Below are 20102 nucleotides of genomic sequence, written 5' to 3' on the forward strand. Positions count from 1 at the left end.
CGAAGGTGAAGAGCCCCGGATTGTCCGCTCATAATCCTGCCCTTCGCGGCGCTCTCGTCGAGCGCGTTCCCACTTCCTGGAGTCACCTTATGTCCGATGTCATTCCCGCAACCCTGATCGCCGGGGACGGCATCGGCCCCGAGATCGTCGATGCGACGCTCGCCGCCCTCGACGCCCTGAAGGCGCCCTTCGCTTGGGATCGCCAGATTGCCGGGCTCGCCGGCGTGCAGCAGGCGGACGACCCGCTGCCAGCGGCCACGCTCGACAGCATCCGCCGCACCCGCCTAGCCCTGAAGGGGCCGCTGGAGACGCCATCCGGCGGCGGCTACCGTTCCTCCAACGTGCGGCTGCGCGAGGAGTTCAAGCTCTACGCCAACCTGCGCCCGGCACGCACCATCATCCCAGGCGGCCGCTTCGACAACATCGACCTCGTGGTCGTCCGCGAGAACCTCGAGGGCCTGTACATCGGCCACGAGCACTACGTACCGATCGACGGCGATCCCCACGCGGTGGCAATGGCCACCGGCATCAACACGCGCCAGGGCAGCCGCCGCCTGCTGGAGTTCGCCTTCGACACCGCCGTCGCGACCGGCCGCAAGAAGGTCACGCTCGTGCACAAGGCCAACATCATGAAGGCGCTGACCGGCCTTTTCCTGGAGACCGGCCTCGACCTCTACGAGCGCAAGTACAAGGGCAAGTTCGAGCTCGACACGGTCATCATCGACGCCTGCGCGATGAAGCTGGTGCTCAACCCTTGGCAGTTCGACATGCTGGTCACGACCAACCTCTTCGGCGACATCCTGTCCGACCTGGTCGCGGGTCTCGTGGGTGGCCTGGGCATGGCACCCGGCGCCAACATCGGCGCCGAAGCAGCCATCTTCGAGGCCGTGCACGGTTCCGCGCCGGACATCGCGGGCAAGGGCATCGCGAACCCGACCGCACTGCTGCTGGCTGCCGCCTTGATGCTCGACCACTGCCGGCTGCCGGAGCTGGCAACGCGCCTGCGCAAGGCCATCGACGAGACCCTGAACATCGACAAGGTGCGCACCGGTGACCTGGGCGGCAGCGCCGGGACCGCGGCCTTCACCAAGGCGCTGGTGAGCCGGATCGCCGGCGGCTGAGCCTACTTGCCGACGATCGTCAGCTCGCGGTCATTCGCCGTCACGTCGAAGAGCGAGAGCAGTTCCGGGCCGAGCACGGCGTCCGTCGACTTGCTGCCGAGGTGCTGGCCGACCACGACGGTCGCCTGCGGCACCCGGAAGGGCCCGAAGGTCATGGGCACGCGTTCGATGCGGCGCGCGTCCGTGCCAGCCCCGGCGGTCTGGATATAGGCGGGGGCACCGCCGATCAGGTTCGCCCGCGCCGCGAAGTCCTCGCTCACCGCGACTCCGGTGTTGACCGTTGCTGCGCGATCGATCGCGAACTGGACCGGAAAGCCGTTGACCGTGCCGCGAATCCAGAAGCGGCCGTCCTGGCCGATCGGAACGGTGATCGACCTCGACCCATCGAGCGAGATGTTCTCGCTCTTTCCCTTGGGCTGGCTGCTGGTCTCGACCAGCACGCAGTCGCCCGAGCGCGCCTTCGCGGCCCGGGCGTCGGCTGGCACGTTGGTGTAGGCCTTGCCGCACTTGAAGATGGGCTCCGCCGCGGCGGGCAGGGCGGCCAGGGCGCCAAGCGCCATCGCGACCTGCGCACCGATGCGGCGCAGCGCTTTTCCGGATCCAGGGTGGTCGAGCATGACATCACCTCGCGAGTGAAGGGGACTCGACGATGCGCCCGTTGGCGTGCACCTGTTGTCATCCAAATCCGATGCCGGCTGAACGGTCCGTGGCAGCCGACTGATGGCGCTCCGGCGCCTCGGCTTCTTCAGGACGCCAGCTGCTTCATCTCCGCATAGAGGTCCGCCTTGCCCTCGAAGCCGATGCCCGGCAGTTCGGGCAGCACGACATGGCTGTTGTCGACCTTGACCCCGTCCGGAAAGCCGCCGTAGGGCTGGAACAGGTCGGGGTAGGACTCGTTGCCGCCCAGCCCCAGCCCGGCCGCGATCGCCAGCGACATCTGGTGGCCGCCATGCGGCACGCAGCGCGAGGGCGACCAGCCGTTGTCCTTCAGCATGTCCAGCGTGCGCAGGTACTCGACCAGGCCATAGCTGAGCGCGCAATCGAACTGCAGGTAGTCGCGATCCGGGCGCATGCCGCCGTAGCGGATCAGGTTGCGCGCATCCTGCATCGAGAACAGGTTCTCGCCGGTGGCCATCGGGCCGCTGTAGTGCTCGGCGAGCTCGGCCTGCAGCGCGTAGTCCAGCGGATCGCCAGCCTCCTCGTACCAGAACAGGTCGTACGCCGACAGCGCCTTCGCGTACTCGACGGCGGTCTTCAGATCGAAGCGGCCATTGGCGTCCACCGCCAGCTTCTGGCCCGGCCCGAGCAGCCTGAGCACCGCTTCGATGCGCTTGCAGTCCTCGGCCAGCGAGGCGCCGCCGATCTTCTTCTTGACGACCGAGTAGCCGCGGTCCAGGTAGCTGCGCATCTCGCGCTCGAGGCCCTCCAGGCCCTGGCCCGGCCAGTAGTAGCCGCCGGCGGCGTAGACGAAGACCTTGCGGTTCGGCTTGCCGGTGCCGTAGCGCTCGGCGAGCAGCTGGTAGAGCGGCTTCTGCTCGATCTTCGCCACCGCATCCCACACCGCCATGTCGATCGTGCCGACCGCGACCGAGCGCTCCCCGTGTCCGCCGGGCTTCTCGTTGGTCATCATGGTGGCCCAGATTCTGTGGGGATCGAGGTTGTCGCGGTCGTCGTCGACCAGCGAGGCCGGCTCGGCCTCCAGGATGCGCGGGCGGAAGCGCTCGCGGATCAGCGAGCCCTGGCCGTAGCGGCCGTTCGAGTTGAATCCGTAGCCCACCACCGGCTTGCCGTCGCGGATCACGTCGGTGACCACGGCGACGAGGCTCAGGGTCATCTTCGAGAAATCGATGTAGGCGTTGCGGATGTTCGACCTGATGGGCTTGGTCTCTTCCTTGATGTCGATGATCTTCATGGTGGCACTCGAGGGTTAGCGCGGCAGCGAGGAGCCGCCGCAGATCTGGATGTCCTGGCCGGTGATGGCGCCGGCCTGTGGTGAAAGGAGAAAGGCGACGAGCGCTGCGACCTCGTCCGGCCGGATGAGGCGGCCGATGGGTGGCAGCACGGGCGCTTGCGCGGCGCGCGAGGGGTCGCAGGTCATCGCGGTCTGCGTCGCCGCCGGCGACACCACGTTGACAGTGACGCCGCGTGCGGCCACTTCCGCGGCCCAGCTGCGCGCCAGCGCCACCAGTGCAGCCTTCGAGGCGGCGTACTGGCTGCGGCCGGCCTTGCCCTGCGCGACACGGCTTCCCACGAGCACGACGCGGCCTTGCCCGGCTTGCGCCATCGCCGGAAGCAGCACGTTGGCGATGCGCGTGGCCGCATCGACATGCAGCCGCCACATCAGTTCGCCGTCGGCGAGGTCGAGGCTGCCAACGGCGCCGACGCGCAGCACGCCGGCCGCGTGGACGACGGCCGTGATGCCTTGCACCCGCCGCGCCGCCTCGTCGGTCGCCGCCGCGCTCGAGAGGTCGACCTCGACGCCCGCGAACGCAGGGTCCGTGATCGTCGGCGCCGCGCGGTCGAAGCCCGTGACCCGCCACCCGCCCGTCAGCAGATGCTGCGCGATGGCGAGGCCGATGCCGGAGCTGCTGCCGGTCACCAGTGCGTGCGGGCTATTCGGCACGGATGCTCGCCTCGGAAATGATCTTGGCCGAGCGGGCCATGTCCTCCTTCTGGAAGGCGGCGAAATCCGCGATGCTGCCCGGCGTGAGCAGCAGGCCCTGGACGGTGAGCTTGTCCTTGAAGTCGGGCGCGTTCACCGCCTTGTTGACCTCGGCGTTCAGGCGCTGCGCGATCTCCTGCGGCATCTTCGCCGGCGCCCACAGGCCGTACCAGCTGTAGAACTCGTAGCCCGGCAGCGTCTCGCCGACCGTCGGCGTGTCGGGCATGCTCGGGATGCGCGACTTCGAGGTCACGGCCAGCACCTTCAGCATGCCGCTCTTCGCGTACTGGGCCGAGCCCAGCACCGGATCGACGAAGCCGTCGATCTGGCCGCCGATCAGGTCCTGGTAGGCGGGGCCCGAGCCCTTGTACGGCACGACCAGGTAGTCGATGCCGCTGGCGCGCTTGAGCAGCTCGGTCGACAGGTGGCCGGCGGAGGCCGATGAACCGATGGCGAAACTGAGCTTGCCCGGGTTGGACTTCGCGTGCGCGATCAGCCCCTTGAGGTCGTTCACCGGCAGGTTCTTGTTGACCGCGATCGAGAGCGGCGCCTTCGCGACCAGCGCGACCGGCTGGAAGTCCTTGTTGACGTCGTAGGGGGTGGACTTGACCACCATCGGCGTGGTCGTGAAGGTCGAGGGGCTGAACAGCAGCGTGTAGCCGTCGGGAGCGGCGCGGGCCACCGCTGCGGAGCCGATGGCACCGCCGGCGCCCGCGCGGTTGTCGACGACCACGCTCTGGCCCAGCTGCTCGCCGAGCTTCTGCGCCAGCATGCGACCCACGGTGTCGAGCGTGCCGCCGGGCGGGAAGGGAATGACCATCGTGATGGGCTTGGCGGGCCAGGCTTGGGCCCCGGCGCTGCCGGCCAGGCCGAGCAGCACGGCGGAGAGCGCGCAATGCGCGAGAGTCCTGCGTTGCATGGCGGTCCTCCTCAGCGCGGCAGCAGGCCGGCGTTGTCGAGCGCCGCGCGCAGGGCCTGCATTTCGGCCTCGCTCGGTGCTTCGGTCGGCGGCCGCGCCGTCGGGTCCTTGATCACGCCGGCCAGGTACATCCCCGCCTTCATGCGCGCATGGGCCTCGCCCGTGGGCTCGCCGCCGCCGTACACCGCGTCCTTCAGCGGCGTGATCAGGGCCTGCACCTTCATCGCCTTCCTCAGGTCGCCGGCCTTCACCGCTTCCCACAGGTCGTTGATGAGGCTGGGAATGAAGGTCGCGAAACCGACCAGCGCGCCATCCACGCCTTGCACCATGGTGGCCAGCAGGTACTCGTCGTGGCAGGTCAGGATCGACTTGGAGGCATCGGCCTCGCGAATCGCCTTGATGTCGCTGGCGTACTTGTTCATGTCGCGCTGGCCGACCTTGAAGGCCTGCACGTACGGCAGCTTTGCGAGTTCCGCCAGCGTGGCGGACGAATACGCGGCGCGCGTCCAGGCCGGGTACACGTGGGCCACCAAGTCCAGGCCCGCTTCGGAGATCGCCTCGAAGTAGTCGATGACATGTCCGGCGCGGAAGCCGAAGCGCAGCCAATGGTGCGGCGGCATGACATCCAGCGCGCGAGCGCCGGCGTCGCGCGCCATGCTGGCGTGCTCCTTGGCTTCGAGGAGGCCTTCGCAGACGATCGAGGAGATCACCGGCAGACGGCCCTCGAGCTCGCTGGCGACGATGCGGGTGACCTCGGCACGCTCCTTCGCCGTCAGCGAGAACACCTCGCCCGTGTGGCCGTTGGTCATCACCGCCACCACGCCGCGCTGCTGCGCAAGCCAGGATGCATGCCGCCGCAGCTCTGCCTCGTCGATGCGGAAGTCGCGCGTGAACGGGCAGGCGATGGCGGGAATGATCCCGCGGTAGTTCTGGATGGTCGGCATGATGTCTCCTGGGTTGAAAATCCTGGCGCGCCGGCAGGCGCTTGCGAGTGTCCCAATGGTCGTTGCCCGACGCGCCGAAGGCCAATGCCCGTTTTCTCTTCTTGTATGCCGCCAAAGCACCGCCGATGAACTTCCTGTGGCTCGAAGACTTCCTCGCCCTGGCTGCCACGGGCAACTTTTCGCGCGCCGCCGAAGAGCGGCACATGACCCAGCCTGCCTTCAGCCGGCGCATTCGCGCGCTCGAGGAGTGGCTCGGCGTCGTGCTGATCGATCGCACCACCCATCCAGCGACGCTCACCGAACCCGGCGAATGGTTCCGCTCCCTCGCGCAGGAGCTGCTTTCGCGCGTGGCGCGCCTGCCCGACGAGGCGCGCGCCGTCGCCGATGCGAGCTCGGCCACCTTGCGGATCGCCGCGACGCACGCCTTGTCGCTGACCTTCATGCCCGCGTGGCTGCGCGGGCTCGAATCGGGTGCGCCGGCCGGGCCGATGCAACTGGTGTCCGACGTGATGCAGCAATGCGAGGCCCTCATGCTGCAGGGACGCACGCAATTCCTGCTGTGCCACGGGCATGCCCAGGCGCCCGGACGGCTGGAGGGCGGCGGATTTCCCTCGTGCGTGGTCGGCGCCGACGTACTGATCCCGGTCTGCGCGGCCGGCGAACGGCGTCGGCCGTCCCATTCGCTGCGCGGCACGGCTTCGGCGCGCGTCCCCTTGCTCGCCTACAGCACCGAGTCCGGGCTGGGCCGTATCGTGCGTGCCGTGCTGGGCGCCAGGCTCGAGGAGCTGGCGACACAGGTGGTCCTGACGGCGCACCTGGCGACGGTGCTCAAGACCATGGCGCTCGAAGCCCGCGGCATCGCCTGGCTGCCTGCCAGCCTGATCCAGGCCGAACTCGCTGACGGCGCGCTCCTGCCGGTCGGGGAGGGCCGGTGGAACGTGGCGCTCGAAATCCGCCTGTTCCGCACGCCGGGCAAGCTCCCCAGGGCCGCGGAGCGCTTCTGGGACGCCGTGACGCAGGCGGCGCGGGCCGGCCCCGACGTGCGAGCCGTGTAGACTGCCGGGTTTTTCATCCGGCGGTATGGCGCAAGTCTCAACGCGCACAGCTTTCACCGGCTCGGCGCTCACTCGCTTGCTCGCCCGATTGGCCGACATCGACGTTCCAGAGTCCAGGCATGCCTTCGCCGATCGGCTGAGCCAGTGGCTCGGCTGGACGGATGCGATCTCGCTGTCCGGGGTGCTGAACGGCAGTCCGGCGGTGGTGCCGGCCGGCCTTCGCACTGCTCGAGGCTCAAGCGAAGAAGACGAGTGCGTTCGCCTGCGCGGCGTGCTGGCGAAGGCCATTGCCGACGACAGCGCGCTGCTCGCCGCCGAGAAGGAGCAGCCGGGCAACCCGGACAGCCCGGACAACCCGGACAACCCGGGCAAGGCCGCCGACTTCTCGCCTTACCGCAGGCGCTATGTCGCCAGGCAGCAGACGATGGAAATGGCCATCGGCCCTTTGCGCGAGCGCCTGCGGGCGAGCCTGGCGGCCCGGTCGCCAGCGATGGCGCAGCTCGCCGCCCTGGACGCCGTGATGGAGCAGGCCTTGAGCGCGCAGGAATACAGGCTGCTCGCAACGGTGCCCGGACTGCTGGAAAAGCATTTCAGGCGGTTGCGGCAGGCGCACCAGGCGGTGCCGGACGAGCCCGAGGGCGGGGTGCCGCAGGTGGCGTGGCAGGACGTGTTCCGCAAGGACATGCAAGCCGTGCTGCTCGCCGAACTGGATATTCGATTGGAACCGGTCGAAGGGCTGCTCGAGGCCCTTCGCAAGAGCTCATGAACAGATCACTTCACTACTTCGTTTTCTTCGTCGGGCTGGCCGCCGTGTGCTGGGTCGGCGCCGGGTACATCGGATCGAGTCCGCTCGCCCTGGCGATCACGCTGCTCGTCGGCGCGTTCTACCTGATTGGCGCGCTGGAGCTGCACCGCTTCCAGCAGGCCACGTCGACCCTGGAACGTGCCGTGGCGGACCTGCCCGATGCGCCTCCGAGCCTGGGCCCATGGCTCGAGCAGTTGCATCCGTCCCTGCGCAACGCCGTACGCCTGCGCATCGAGGGCGAGCGCGTCGGCCTGCCCGGACCGGCCCTGACGCCGTACCTCGCCGGCCTGCTGGTGCTGCTCGGCATGCTGGGCACCTTCCTGGGCATGGTCGTCACGCTGAACGGCACCGGCGCGGCGCTGGAGGGCGCGACGGACCTGCAGGCCATCCGCGCCTCGCTGTCGGCGCCTGTCAAGGGTCTGGGCCTGGCCTTCGGCACCTCGGTCGCAGGCGTCGCAGCGTCCGCGATGCTGGGCCTCGCCTCGGCCCTGTGCCGGCGCGAGCGCCTGCAGGCCGGCCAGATGCTCGACACCCGGATCGCGACCGCCCTGCGCCCCTGGTCGCGGGCCCATCAGCGCGAGGAGTCCTTCAAGCTGCTGCAGCAACAGGTCCACGGGATGCCCGAACTGGTCGACCGGCTGCAGGCCATGATGGCGATGATGGAACGGCAGAGCCAGGCCTTGAGCGAGCGGCTCATCTCCAGCCAGGACAGCTTCCACGGCAAGGCCGAGGCCGCGTATGCGGAACTCGCTTCGTCGGTCGGCCGTTCGCTGAACGAAAGCCTCACCGAAAGCGCCCGCGTGGCCGGCGCCACCTTCCAGCCCGTCGTCGAAGCCGCCATGGCCGGGATCGTACGCGAGGCTGCCGCGCTGCACGGCACCATCGAGCACAGCGTGCAGCGGCAACTGGACGGCCTGTCGACGCGCCTCGAAACCACCACCGACACGATGGCCGGGCTGTGGCAGGACGCACTCGCCGGGCATCGCCGCGACAGCGAGGCGTTGTCGCAGGATCTGCGCGGCACCTTCGACCAGTTCGCCCAGACCTTCGAGCAGCGTTCGGCCTCCCTGGTGGAGAGCGTGTCTGCCCGCCTGGAGACCACGGTAAGCAGCGTGTCGCAAAACTGGCGCGATGCGCTCGCCCAGCAGGAGCGCGCCAGCGAGCGGCTGTCGGGCGACACGCAGCAGGCTTTGACCGCCGCCGCGGCCACCTTCGAGCAACACTCGGCTTCGCTACTGCGCACGGTGGATCAGGCCCATGTGGCGCTGCGGGCGGAGGTGGCCTCGCGCGACGAACAACGCCTGGCAGCCTGGACGGATGCGCTCCAGGCCATGGCCGTGTCGCTCCAGCACGAATGGCAGCAGGCAGGCGCCCGCGCCGAAGGCCAGCAGCAAGCAATCTGCACGACGTTGGCAGAGACCGCCCGCGACATCTCCGAGCGGGCCGAAGCACAGGCCAGCCGCACCATCGCAGAGATCACGCAGCTCGTGCAAGCCGCCTCGGAAGCCCCGCGCGCCGCCGCCGAGGTCATCGGCGAGCTGCGCCAGAAGCTTTCCGAAGGCATGGCGCGCGACAACGAAATGCTGGAAGAACGCAGCCGCATCCTTGAAACGCTCGCGACCCTGCTCGACACTGTGAACCATGCCTCCGCGGAGCAGCGTTCAGCCATCGATGCGCTGGTCGCTGCCTCGGCCGATCTGCTCGACCGCGTCGGCACCCGCTTCACCGAGAAGGTCGATGCGGAAGCCGGCAAGATGGCCGAGGTCGCGGCCCAGCTCACCGGCAGTGCCGTCGAGGTGGCGAGCCTGGGCGAAGCCTTCGGCCTCGCCGTGCAGCTCTTCAGCCAGTCGAACGACAAGCTCGTCGGTCACCTGCAGCGCATCGAAGCCACCCTCGGCAAGTCCATTGCGCGCAGCGACGAGCAGCTGGCCTACTACGTGGCGCAGGCGAGGGAGGTCATCGACCTGAGCATCATGTCGCAGAAGCAGATCGTCGAAGACCTGCAGCAGCTCGCCGCCAGCCGGGCAGCCGTGGGCAGCGAAGCGTGATGCGCGAGGAGCTCGACGCCGGCCTGGAGCCGAGCGTGCCGGTCTGGGCGGTGTTCGGCGATCTGATGTCGGCGCTGCTGGGCGCCTTCGTGCTGATCCTCGTGTTTGCAATCGGCATGCAGCTGGAACTCTCGACCCAGCTGCAGGCCGAGATCAAGAAGCGCGAGGCGCAGGCACAGCGGCTGCAGGCCCTCGAGAAAGCCCTCGCGGTCCCGCTGGCGGCGGGTCGGGTGACGCTCAGCAACGGGCGCATCGGCATCAGCGGCAGCGTGCTGTTCGCGTCGAGCTCCGCGGAACTGCAGCCCGAGGGACGGCAACTGCTGAAGAGCCTGAGCACACCGCTGGCTACTTATCTCCAGGCCCGTGACGAAGTGCTGATGGTGAGCGGCTTCACGGACGACCGCCAACTGCGCGATGGCAATCGCCGCTTCGCCGACAACTGGGAGCTCTCCGCCCAGCGGGCCTTGACCGTGACACGCGCGCTGATCGAGGAGGGCATTCCTTCGGGCTCGGTGTTTGCCGCGGCATTCGGTTCGGAGCAGGCGGTCGCGTCGAATGCCGATGCCGACGGACGGTCCAGGAACCGGCGCGTGGAAATGGCGCCGACGCCCCGGCAGCCCGGTGCCGGCGTGAAGCCGTGACTGGCAGCGAAACGTCCGTAGGCGGCATGGCGCCCGAGGCTCCGGCCATCGAGCCCGGCGCAACCCTCGGGGCCTGGCGCGAGCGTGGCGATGACCGCCTCGATCCCGTGCGCTTCGGCTTCATCGAGGCCCTGGCCCGGCGCGCGGCCACCCACCATGGCGAAGCGCGGCGCATCCTGGACGACAAGCTGCTGCAATTGCTGGCGGCCTATGGCGAGGATCTCGAGAAGAGGCGGGACGCACCGGTCGCTCCGGCCGCCTTGAAGCGGGACGATCCACCTGACGCGAGTCCGCTCGCGGGCCTCCTCGACCACATCGCCCGGCATGCGGCGCCGGAGGGAGAAGCCCCGTCGGCGGGTGAGGCGGTGCCAGGTCTTCCTGCCGCGCCTGGCGAGCTGAAAACCCTCGGCTACTTCAGGAGCACCTGGTCGCGGCTCAGCGCCGACCGGCGGCTCACGCAGGCGCTGGCCGCCGTGCCGGAGAACGCCGGCCCGCTCAATTCGCACCAGCTGGTGCATCGCGCGCTCACCTTGATGCGCGAGCTGTCGCCGGAGTACCTCCATCGCTTCATGTCGCACGTCGACGCGCTGCTGTGGCTCGACCGGGCGAATGCGGGCAGTGCCTCGCCGGCCGCAGAGGCTTCGCGCACGGACGGCCGCAAGAAGGGCGCGCGCGGCAAGGCCGGATGAGTCTCCGGGGGCGCTGCGCGCGACGTGGCAGCTCGGGTAATCTCGCCCCATCGAAGATGAGACGAAGGCGCTGGACATGTACATGGAACAAGGCGGCGAAGGCCCCGACCTGCTCCTCTTGCTGCACGGGATGGGCGCGACCGGGGCCGTTTGGTCGCCCATGTGCGCGATGGCCAACGCGCGCTGGCCCGGCCGCTGGGTCGTGATGGACCTGCCTGGCCACGGCCGATCCGATCGTCAGGATTCCTATGCCATCGGGCAGTACGCCGCATCCGTGGCGCGTGCCGTGCTGCCGCATGTCGATCCCTCGGGCCGGCTGGTGGTCCTTGGGCATTCGCTGGGCGGCGTGATCGCGCTGGCCCTGGCCACAGGCTGGTTCGGCGTCGCGCCGCATCGGGTCTTCGGCGCGGGCATCAAGCTCGGGTGGAGCGACGACGAACTCCGGCGCATGGAGACGCTGGCATCCCAGCCCGCCAGGCGCTTTGCCACGGAAGAAGAGGCGTGGGACAGATACCTGAAGGTCTCGGGCCTTGCCGGGATCGCCGACGCAGCGGCACCCGTCATTGCCCGCGGCGTCCGGGGCGAGACGGATGGCTGGTGCCTCGCGATGGATCCTCGAGCCCATGGCGTCGGCAAGCCGCCGATGTCCGACCTGGTGGCGCTGGCTCGCTGCCCGGTCCATCTCGGCCGCGGGCGCGACGACGCATTGGTGACGATGGCGCAGACCCGCTCGCTCGATCCGGGTGCCTCCGACCTCGGCCCGCATGGCCACAACGTGATGGTCGAGGCGCCCGGGCGCGTCTGGGACTGGGTCGCTTCGCACGAATGACTCCCGACAGGCATATGGTCAAAGCGCCAGAAGCTGGCTAAGCTCGCGCCAAAGCGGCGTGCTGGACGGTTCCGCGCATCGGCATGAATTTCGTGCCGACGCCTCCTCTGTCTTGCCTTCGACAAGGAGAGTTCGATGAGCTTGACAGCGAGCCTCGTTCGCGGCCGGCCGTTCTTGCGGCGTTCGGCACAACACGTCGACCTTCGTGGCGCCCTCCTGGCGGCAAGCCTGCTCCTGGCGGCACCGATGCTGGTGAGTTGCGGCGGCGGCGGCGGAGGCTACGCAGGCAATGGGAGCGGCGGCAGCGCTGGGCTGCAGGCACTCGACGAGGCAGCCCTCAAGAGCACGGTCGAAGCGCTTGCGAAGGACATGCAGCTCCCCGGCGTGGTGGCCATCGTCAAGACGCCGCGCGGCAGCTTCGGCACCACGTACGGCGTCACCAGCTACAAGGGCACGACGCCCACGGCCTACGACCAGAAGATCCGCGTGGGCTCGGTCACGAAGTCGTGGGTCGGAACGGTCATCCTCCAGCAGGCGCAAGAAGGCAAGCTCGCGCTGACCGACCCGGTCTCGAAACACTGGCCCGGCGTGCCGAACGGCGACAACATCACGATCGAGGCGCTGCTCACGATGCGAAGCCGCCTTTTCAACTACACCGAGCTGCTCGTGCTCGACCAGACGCTCGACAGCGAGCCGCAGAAGGTGTGGACGCAGCAGGAGTTGCTGGCGCTCGCGTTTGCGCAGCCGCCGTATCCCGAGGGATTTCATTACTCCAACACCAACTCCGTCCTGTTAGGCCTCATTGCGCAGAAGCTGGACGGTGGGAAGCCGCTCGCGGACATCCTGCGCGACCGGCTGTGGACGCCGCTGGGCCTGCGGGACACGTCGTTTCCGCCGATCACGTCCAATGCGATTCCCCCGCCGTATTCCCGCGGCTACATGTACGGCACCAATGTCCAGACCCGGGAGCCCTTGCCGCCCGAGATGGTGGCGGCCGCGCGGGCCGGCACGCTGGCGCCGGGCGACCAGACCGATGCGAATCCCTCGTGGGCATGGGCGGCCGGCGCGGGCATTTCGACGGCCAACGACCTGGTCACGATCATCACGGCGATGGTCGAGGGCCGCCTCCTCGGTCCGGTCATGCAGGCCGGGCGGCTGGCAAGCGTGCGGCTCATCGATCCGTCCGACCCGGCTTCGCCGGGCTACGGCTGGCACCTGGCGAAATTCGGCGAGCTGTATGGCCACACCGGTGAACTGCCCGGGTACAACACCTTTGCGGGACACGACCCCAAGCGCGGCATCACGGTCGTGGTCTGGGCCAACTCGGCGCCGGCCGCGGACGGGCGTGCGCCAGCCACCACGATTGCCGCGGCGCTGATCGGCGCCCTCTATGCGCCGTCCGGCGAGTCGGCTCGGTAGCAGACGTCCATGCGCTGCCTGCTCCGAGCACCTGCCATGCCGGTTCGCCGCCAGTGGCCAGGGCGTCTTGCAGGCGTGCTGATCGGCCTGAGCGTCCTCGCTGCCGGTGGTTGCGGCGGCGGCAGCGGGTCCGGCAACGGTGCGATGCCCTCATCTCCGGGCGCGCTCGGTACGGGGCATCCGCACGCGTTCTTCCATGCCGCGCCCGGCGCTGCCGTGTGCAGCGGCGCCGACCTGTCCGGCGTGCGCACTGCCATCTACGTGTCGCCCCAGGGCACCGAGGACCCGGACTGCGGCACGACCATCACGGCCACCTGCAAGAGCGTGCAGCAGGGCATCCAGCGCTGCACTTCGGAAGGCTGTGCCGTGCTGATGCGTCATGGGCTCTATGCCCCCACCACCCCTGCCCCCACCACCCCCATCGAACTCAAGGAAGGCGTCAGCGTCTACGGCAGCTGCCGTTTCGGCGGCGAGCCGGACCGCAAGTACCGCACCGTCATCCAGGCCAGCCCCACCGGCACCGCCGGCAGCCCGGTGATCGTGGCCTCGGGGATCCAGTCGGCCACCACGGTGCAGGGGCTGGTGGTCATCGGCAGGGACGAAGCCGCGAGCGGCAGCCCGAGCATCGCCATGGCCGTCAGCGGGAGCCGGGGCCTGGTCCTCGCCAACTCCGTGCTCGTGGCCGGCCGGGGCGGCCAGGGCGCGACCGGCGCGAGCTCGAACGGGCTGGCGGGCGGCCCGGGCTTCGCGCCGACATGCGCGACCTGCCGCGGCATGCCGGGCGCCGCGTGTCCTTCCAACCCTCCACCGGCTGGCGTGGGTGACGGCGGTGCCGGCGCCGCGAGCAACGTCTATGACAGCTTCCAATGCATTGGCCGTTGCAGATGCGACCAGAACGCCCAGAACGTGTCTGACAGCCTGGGCCTAGTCGGGCAGAACAGCGGCGCTGCCATCGGCGGCGGGGGTGGGAATCCGGGGGGGATCGGATGCAGTTGCTATAGCGCCGAAGTGGCGGCCGTGGGCGATACGGGCCTGGAGAATCCCGGCACCGGAAACACCGGCGGCACTGCGCAGCCTGGCGCCTGCAGCACGCAGGGTGGCACCGCGAGCAGCCTGGTGTGGGGCGCGCCCGGAGCTCAGGGCACGGCTTGGATACCGGGGACTGGCGGTGCGGGGGCGACCGGGAGCGTCGGCGCGGGCGGCGGCGGAGGCGGCGCCGGCGGCTTCTCCACCTGGGACGGCGACGACCGGGACGGGCTGCCGGGCGGCGGCGGCGGTGGCGGCGGCTGTGGCGGCACGGGCGGTGCGGGCGGACAGCAGGGCGGCGCGTCCATCGCCTTGCTGCTGGTCGATTCGGCGGTGACGCAGGTCGCAAGCGCCAACAGCCTGGTGCCCGGGCCGGGAGGCGACGGCGGCCCCGGAGGGCGGGGCGGCTTGGGCGGACCCGGCGGCAGCGGGGGTGCCGGGATGGTGGACGGCTCAAAGTATTTCGACGTGAAGGGAACCTGCCACACGACCTTTGCGCCGGGGAGCGGCGGGCCGGGCGGCGCGGGCGGCGCCGGTGGTGCCGGAAGTGGTGGCGCGGGCGGCAATGGCGGCCCGTCGATCGGCATCGCCCTGCGCGGCGCATCGCCAGTACCCGACAGCAGCAGCGGCATCTATGCCGGCACGCCCGGCTTGGGCGGCGGTCCGAGTGACGGCGGCGTCAACCCGAACTGCACCGGCGCGCCGGGCGGCTCGGGTGTGGGGGGTGGCGCTGCACGCATCGTCAACCTCGACCAGGGTGCCGCCGTCGGCGCGCGCTAGGCGAAAGCTCGGTCACTCATGATTGTTGTTCCCGGCACCCTCGCAAAGCGGCTCGCCGCCATCGTGCTGGCGCTGACGGCCACCGTCGCAGGCACGCCGGGTTCCGCCCAGGCACCCACCGCGGGTGCCTGTCCGGCCAGCCTGGTGGCGGGCGCCCATGACTACAACGGCCTGACGCTGACCCGCTGCAGCTTCACCGGCCTCGACCTGAGCGGCGCCAACTTCCAGGGCGCAACACTCACGGCCGTCGTCTTCATCAAGACCGATCTCACCGGCGCCCGCTTCGACAACGCGGTGTTCGGGGACAGCGGCAATGCCACCTTTCCCAACGACTTCAGCTTTGCGAACCTGAGCGGTGCCGTCTTCGCCGGCGCGCGCTTCGACGGCCCGACCTACCTGACCCACGCCAATCTCGCGTGCGCCGACTTCTCCAACACGCACCTGGACACGGGCAACGCGATCTTCGGCGACCAGCCGCTGAACATCGCCACCAACCAGAACTGCCGCACGAAGTTCCACAACGCCACGATGAACTGCGAATTCGTGGCCCAGTGGGACCAGCTCGACCTTACGAATGCCAGCATCGCCGCATGCGTCGGCGCGCTGCAGTCCGCGCACGACTTCTCCGGCGGCATCTATTCAGGCGTGATCTTCGACGGGCTCGACCTGACCGGCAGCAAATGGACCGGCGCGGTGCTCGAGCGCGCGAGCTTTCAAGGGGCCACGCTCGACAACGCCACCGGTCTGGCGGGTGCTTCACCCACTCAGATGTCGCGCCTCGGCGGGGCCAAGTTCAACAACGCGAGCATTCGCAACGTCGACATGAGCCACGCCCAGTTGTACGGCGCGCAGTTCACCAATGCCAACCTGAGCAACTCCAGTCTTGCGGGCTCTTCGCTGCAGGCCAACACGGCCGCGACACCACCGATCGAGGGCGCGGCCGTGTTCGACGGCGCCCACCTGCGCGATGTCAATCTCGCCAATGCGGACCTGCAGGGTGCGTCGTTCCAGTTCACCGCCTTCTACGGTACGTTCGGCGGCGCAACGCCGCAGATCCCTTGCCACACGAGCTGCCGCGCGAAGGGCTTCACCTGCGCCTGCGCGACGGCGTCAGGCGCCGATTTGACCGGGGCCAATTTCTCGAACGCCTACCTGTACGGTGTCGATTTCACCGGCACGACCATCGTCAACGGCACGCAGTTCGGCTCGGCGATCCTCACCGGCGCGAGCTTCACCGGCGTTCGCTTCCAGTTCAACGGCGGTGCGGCGCCGAGCTTCACCAAGGCAGCGTTGCAGGGCACCACTTTCGATTCCACGGCCAACCTCGTCAACGCCGTCTTCCTCGATGCCTTCGTCGATCTCGGTACCCCCGGTTCGAGCCGCACCGGCAACGACCTGCTCCTGCAGCTCCCTGCCGACTACACACGCTTCCGGGGATGGCAGGGCACCACCGCCAGTCCGTGCGTGCTCGCGAGCTACAACAGCCTTTCCGCCGTGCCGTCCACCGCGGTGATGACGTGCCCGAACGGCAATTCGGCCGTCTGCGGCGACGGCAGCACGCCCGGGTCGATCGCGTACTGGAAGAGCGGCATCGCCATGAGCGCCAACACGCCGGTGCCCGGCTGGTACGCCTTGGACGCCACCTACGACAAGGCAGGCGGCAACCCGCCCACTTGCACCAAGCCGGATCCGAACTGGGCCGATCCGCCTCATCGCATGAGGAGAACGCCATGACAGACGAGCGGATCGAAATCGCCGGCCATCCCGGCACCGTCAACCGCCGCAGCTTCCTGACGCAAGGAGTAGGCCTTGGGCTGGGCCTCGGCCTGCCGCCGCTGCTCGCCGGATGCGGCGGCGGCGGAGATGGCGCGCCGTGGATGACACCCGCCAGCAGCCTGGGCTCGTCGACCGGCAAGCACAGCGCAACCCTGTTCTTCAACCTCTCGCACGAAGCGCACGCCGGAAAGACCTATTACCTGACCGGCGGCGGGCAGCGCATTGCGCTGACGCCGGTCGCGGACCAGCCTCATGTGCTGCGGCGGGCACGACAGTCCAACGCCTTCCTGCGCGTGGTGCCGGACGACCAGATCACCCACCACGTCGACTCCGCCACCTTCGCGAACGGCGTCACGACGGTGTGCTACGTCAGCAGCGACTTCGGCGGCCCGGACAGCGGCACCTGGTCCATGTCGTCGGTGCAGCTGTACATCCCGCCGTCAGGGGCCGCGCGCGCCTATGCGGCAGCGCGGCAGTCCACGCCGAGCGGGCCGCTGCCCATGTCGGCCAAGCGCAGGCGCTACGGTGCGCCGGCGTCGCTCACGGAGCAGGACCTGCGCGACGAACGCGTGCTGCTCGATCCGGTCAGCCAGGCCTCCACCATGGTGGGCTTTCAGCCGGACCTGATGTCGCTCGACGCCGGTGCGGCCCACACGATCCACTCCAACCATGTGGATCTCGACATCAACGTCTACAACCTCGGTCTGATGCTGGCCAGCCCGCAGTACGGGCCTGCGCTGCCGCAGCAGCCGGGCAGCAAGCCGAGCGGCTGGGCCACGCTGGTGCCGGTCCTCGGGGACGATGGCGTACCGCTTCGCAACAAGAACGGACAGCACGCAGGCCGCATCCAGTACCTGCCCAGCCTGAACCCTGACCTGGCGCCCCTCGCCAAGGCTGGCGCCTTCGGCGCGACCGCTGGCGCCAGGGACGATGTCCAACTCGGGATGGACGCGACGAGCCTCGCGCCCAGCGAGCCGCTGGACCTGCGCCTGACCGGCACGATGTGGATGCGCCATGACGGCCAGACCTCCGTCGACCAGAGCCCCGGGCGGCTCGCGCCCATCGCCGGGGCGGTCAAGATGGTGCTCAAGCAGCAGAACGGCCAGGTCGCCTTCAAGGTGTCGGCGAGCGCCGCGGCCTCGGGGTCGGGCACGAAGGTGACGCTGACATTCACCAACTGGTTCCTCGAGTTCCGGGGGGTCTGGCTGCAGTTCCTGCAGAACGCAGCGGTGCTCACGCTGAAGGACGTCCCCGAGTACGAGCAGGGTTCCATCATCAGCGGCCACGACAAGCAGGGCGACACGGCCACGGCCATGTTCGTGTCGCTGGTCGGCCCGACCTTCACCGTGCTCGCGATCCCGGTCATTCCGGGCAGCTTCCAGGTCGTGTTCGAGGTGCCGCAGAAGGCGGACACGGTGCGCGTCCTCTCGAGCACCCTGTCGCTGCAGAGCGGCAATGTCTACGCGGACACCACCGTGCCCGGTGCCGTGATGACCGGCATCGTCAACTATGGCTTGACGATGATGCTGGCGGCCGTGGGGGCCGGACCTGTGGTCCCCGCCATGTACAAGATCGTCGTGGTCCCGGTGGCGCGGGCGCTCTCGCTCGAGCTCGTGCAGATGCTGAGCAACGCCATCAACAACGGGGCACCGCTGTCTCAGCAGATCGATACGGCCGGCTTCTGGGGATCGCAGGCGCTGATCCTCGCCAAGGTCCTCATCACCCGGGTCGCCACCGAGAACATCAAGGCGCTGGTGGAATTCGTGGTGGGCGCGCTCACCGAGGCGGTCGCCGAGGACTCGATCCCGGTGGTCGGGCAGATCATGCAGGCGATCTCGGTGGCCATCGGAGTGGCCAACGTGCTGGAGACCGACGTCGCGCTCGCGGTGGCGCCGTGGACCTACGTGGACGACCTCGTGTTCACGCACGACCTGAACGTCTCGATCCTCAGGGCCGAGGGTGACCCGACCTTCCCCGAGGGGGCCACCCGCTACACGGTGACCGCCATGTTCGACAGCGGCACGCCCTACCTGCAGTCCTTCGACCTGCCGCAGCACCCGCCGCCGACGGTGCCGGTGGTCTCCTTCAAGGGCGTTCCGCTCGGCGGCAACGTCAACGTCTCCGTGGCCTTCGTGCGCGAAAGCAGCTTGCCGGGCATACCCGACATCCTGCTCGCCAAGGGCTCGACCGGCCTGGTCGCGAACGACGCCAATACGGCGCCGACCATCCGCATCGACCAGATCCGCTATCCGATCAATGCGAATACGCAGTACCAGCACCAGCAGAAAACCACGCTGGATGCCAACGGCCACCATCTGTGGGCGGCGGCCGCGGCGCCGACCGCCAACCAGGGCAACACCACCTGCGGTGGCGGCGGCACCGCCTGTGGCTTTCGCAGCATCACCGTGCGCCAGGGGACCGGCCCGAACGCGCCGAGCTATCTCGGCTATGCGTGGGAGTCGCAGAATCTCGATCCGCAGATCGCGCCGAGCTGCATCGGCAATGTCGTGGGGCAACTCGATCAGATGGCCAACCTGAATGCGGACGGCTCAAGCGCGCAAGCCGGGTATGCGAACGGCAGTTGCGGCATCGGTGGCCATGGGGTGAGGGTGGCCTACAGCCTGCTGGCGCAAGGCACGCACAACTTCTACCTCGACACGACGAATCCCGACGCACCGATGGTGCGACAGGTGATGCTCGATCAGAAGCAGCCGGTGTTCGTCAGCCCGCTCTCGGGCCGGGCCTGGGGCGCGCTGAACTTTGCTTCGGACGGCTTGTTGCTGCACCCGGCCGGCTTCCTGGTGAGCATCAATCGAACACGCCACCAGATCGAGACTCTTCGCATTCCGCCGGCGTCGCTGACCGACGCCGATGCGCAGCGGCTGGCGCTGGCCCAGGTCCAGAGCGGCAAGGGCTCGCGCCCCGGGCTCATGAACGAGCCGGTGGCGGCTGCCGTGTCCACCGACGGCGTGATCCTGGTGCTCGAGTCGGGCAACAACCGCATCCAGGCCTTCGATCTCGGCGGCAACCCGGTGCGCCACTTTCCGGCGCAAACCGGTGCCGGCACCTCTCCCTACAGCCTGACCCTGGGAGCCACCGATCCGGTGCAGGGCTGGCAGTATCTCGATCTCGCGGTGGAGTACACGGGCTATTTGTATGTGCTCTCGTACAACGCCAACTCGTTCAGCTACCGGCTGGACATCTATCACCCCAACCAAAGCGGCAACCAGCCGATCTCCCACACGCCAAACGTGAATGCCGCGCGGCTCACCGTCGACTACTGGCGCAATGTCTACACGCTGAACTACGAGTTGCTCACGCTGCCGAACGGTACGCCGGCCGGGCTGACGGAGCCGTCGGTGAGCATGTGGATTCCCTGAATCCTCGG

Annotated in this window: 16 protein-coding genes; 11 read left to right on the forward strand and 5 right to left on the reverse strand. The window is 69.0% G+C overall.

Annotated features, from left to right (window positions below; translation table 11 throughout):
- The first annotated feature begins 89 nt into the window (after nucleotides 1-89).
- Complete coding sequence (locus tag ACMGEZ_RS11600; RefSeq protein WP_436822412.1) at nucleotides 90-1121, forward strand: isocitrate/isopropylmalate dehydrogenase family protein; 1032 nt, start codon at nucleotides 90-92, stop codon at nucleotides 1119-1121.
- Between the two features lie 2 nt (nucleotides 1122-1123).
- Here the strand turns inward: ACMGEZ_RS11600 and ACMGEZ_RS11605 are convergent, their stop codons facing one another.
- The 5 genes from ACMGEZ_RS11605 to ACMGEZ_RS11625 all read right to left on the reverse strand — a co-directional run bounded on the left by ACMGEZ_RS11605 (nucleotide 1124) and on the right by ACMGEZ_RS11625 (nucleotide 5646).
- The gene (locus ACMGEZ_RS11605) at nucleotides 1124-1738 is read right to left on the reverse strand and encodes an aspartyl protease family protein (protein WP_436822413.1); all 615 of its coding nucleotides are present in this window, start codon (nucleotides 1736-1738) and stop codon (nucleotides 1124-1126) included.
- A 128-nt stretch (nucleotides 1739-1866) separates the two neighbouring features.
- Nucleotides 1867-3033 carry a mandelate racemase/muconate lactonizing enzyme family protein gene (locus ACMGEZ_RS11610; protein WP_436822414.1) on the reverse strand — a complete coding sequence of 389 codons (1167 nt, stop codon included), beginning with the start codon at nucleotides 3031-3033 and terminating at the stop codon, nucleotides 1867-1869.
- Between the two features lie 15 nt (nucleotides 3034-3048).
- Entirely contained in the window at nucleotides 3049-3744 is a 696-nt protein-coding gene (locus ACMGEZ_RS11615) for an SDR family NAD(P)-dependent oxidoreductase (RefSeq protein WP_436822415.1), read from the reverse strand.
- Nucleotides 3734-4702: a Bug family tripartite tricarboxylate transporter substrate binding protein gene (locus ACMGEZ_RS11620; RefSeq protein ID WP_436822416.1), complete on the reverse strand. Its 969-nt coding sequence runs from the start codon at nucleotides 4700-4702 to the stop codon at nucleotides 3734-3736. Before ACMGEZ_RS11620 ends, ACMGEZ_RS11615 begins: the two co-directional genes overlap by 11 nt.
- 11 nt (nucleotides 4703-4713) lie before the next feature.
- Complete coding sequence (locus ACMGEZ_RS11625) at nucleotides 4714-5646, reverse strand: dihydrodipicolinate synthase family protein (RefSeq protein WP_436822417.1); 933 nt, start codon at nucleotides 5644-5646, stop codon at nucleotides 4714-4716.
- A gap of 125 nt (nucleotides 5647-5771) precedes the next feature.
- On the opposite strand from ACMGEZ_RS11625, the gene ACMGEZ_RS11630 reads away from it, so the two are divergent.
- The 10 genes from ACMGEZ_RS11630 to ACMGEZ_RS11675 all read left to right on the forward strand — a co-directional run bounded on the left by ACMGEZ_RS11630 (nucleotide 5772) and on the right by ACMGEZ_RS11675 (nucleotide 20094).
- Entirely contained in the window at nucleotides 5772-6701 is a 930-nt protein-coding gene (locus ACMGEZ_RS11630) for a LysR family transcriptional regulator (RefSeq protein ID WP_436822418.1), read from the forward strand.
- Nucleotides 6702-6726: 25 nt separating this feature from the next.
- Nucleotides 6727-7467: a DUF3348 domain-containing protein gene (locus ACMGEZ_RS11635; RefSeq protein ID WP_436822419.1), complete on the forward strand. Its 741-nt coding sequence runs from the start codon at nucleotides 6727-6729 to the stop codon at nucleotides 7465-7467.
- The gene (locus tag ACMGEZ_RS11640) at nucleotides 7464-9554 is read left to right on the forward strand and encodes a DUF802 domain-containing protein (RefSeq protein ID WP_436822420.1); all 2091 of its coding nucleotides are present in this window, start codon (nucleotides 7464-7466) and stop codon (nucleotides 9552-9554) included. Before ACMGEZ_RS11635 ends, ACMGEZ_RS11640 begins: the two co-directional genes overlap by 4 nt.
- Nucleotides 9554-10195 carry an OmpA family protein gene (locus ACMGEZ_RS11645; protein WP_436822421.1) on the forward strand — a complete coding sequence of 214 codons (642 nt, stop codon included), beginning with the start codon at nucleotides 9554-9556 and terminating at the stop codon, nucleotides 10193-10195. The genes ACMGEZ_RS11640 and ACMGEZ_RS11645 overlap by 1 nt, the downstream gene beginning before the upstream one ends.
- Nucleotides 10192-10884 carry a DUF2894 domain-containing protein gene (locus ACMGEZ_RS11650; RefSeq protein ID WP_436822422.1) on the forward strand — a complete coding sequence of 231 codons (693 nt, stop codon included), beginning with the start codon at nucleotides 10192-10194 and terminating at the stop codon, nucleotides 10882-10884. The genes ACMGEZ_RS11645 and ACMGEZ_RS11650 overlap by 4 nt, the downstream gene beginning before the upstream one ends.
- A gap of 76 nt (nucleotides 10885-10960) precedes the next feature.
- Nucleotides 10961-11713, forward strand: coding sequence for an alpha/beta fold hydrolase (locus ACMGEZ_RS11655; protein WP_436822423.1), 753 nt, complete (start codon nucleotides 10961-10963; stop codon nucleotides 11711-11713).
- A 135-nt stretch (nucleotides 11714-11848) separates the two neighbouring features.
- On the forward strand, nucleotides 11849-13132 hold the full coding sequence (locus ACMGEZ_RS11660; RefSeq protein WP_436822424.1) for a serine hydrolase domain-containing protein: 1284 nt from the start codon (nucleotides 11849-11851) through the stop codon (nucleotides 13130-13132).
- Nucleotides 13133-13168: 36 nt separating this feature from the next.
- Nucleotides 13169-14938 carry a hypothetical protein gene (locus ACMGEZ_RS11665; protein WP_436822425.1) on the forward strand — a complete coding sequence of 590 codons (1770 nt, stop codon included), beginning with the start codon at nucleotides 13169-13171 and terminating at the stop codon, nucleotides 14936-14938.
- An 18-nt stretch (nucleotides 14939-14956) separates the two neighbouring features.
- The gene (locus tag ACMGEZ_RS11670; RefSeq protein ID WP_436822426.1) at nucleotides 14957-16672 is read left to right on the forward strand and encodes a pentapeptide repeat-containing protein; all 1716 of its coding nucleotides are present in this window, start codon (nucleotides 14957-14959) and stop codon (nucleotides 16670-16672) included.
- On the forward strand, nucleotides 16669-20094 hold the full coding sequence (locus ACMGEZ_RS11675; protein ID WP_436822427.1) for an NHL repeat-containing protein: 3426 nt from the start codon (nucleotides 16669-16671) through the stop codon (nucleotides 20092-20094). Before ACMGEZ_RS11670 ends, ACMGEZ_RS11675 begins: the two co-directional genes overlap by 4 nt.
- The last annotated feature ends 8 nt before the right edge of the window (nucleotides 20095-20102 follow it).

It is taken from the genome of Variovorax stachyos (assembly GCF_051400855.1).
Taxonomy (GTDB): Bacteria; Pseudomonadota; Gammaproteobacteria; order Burkholderiales; family Burkholderiaceae_C; genus Variovorax.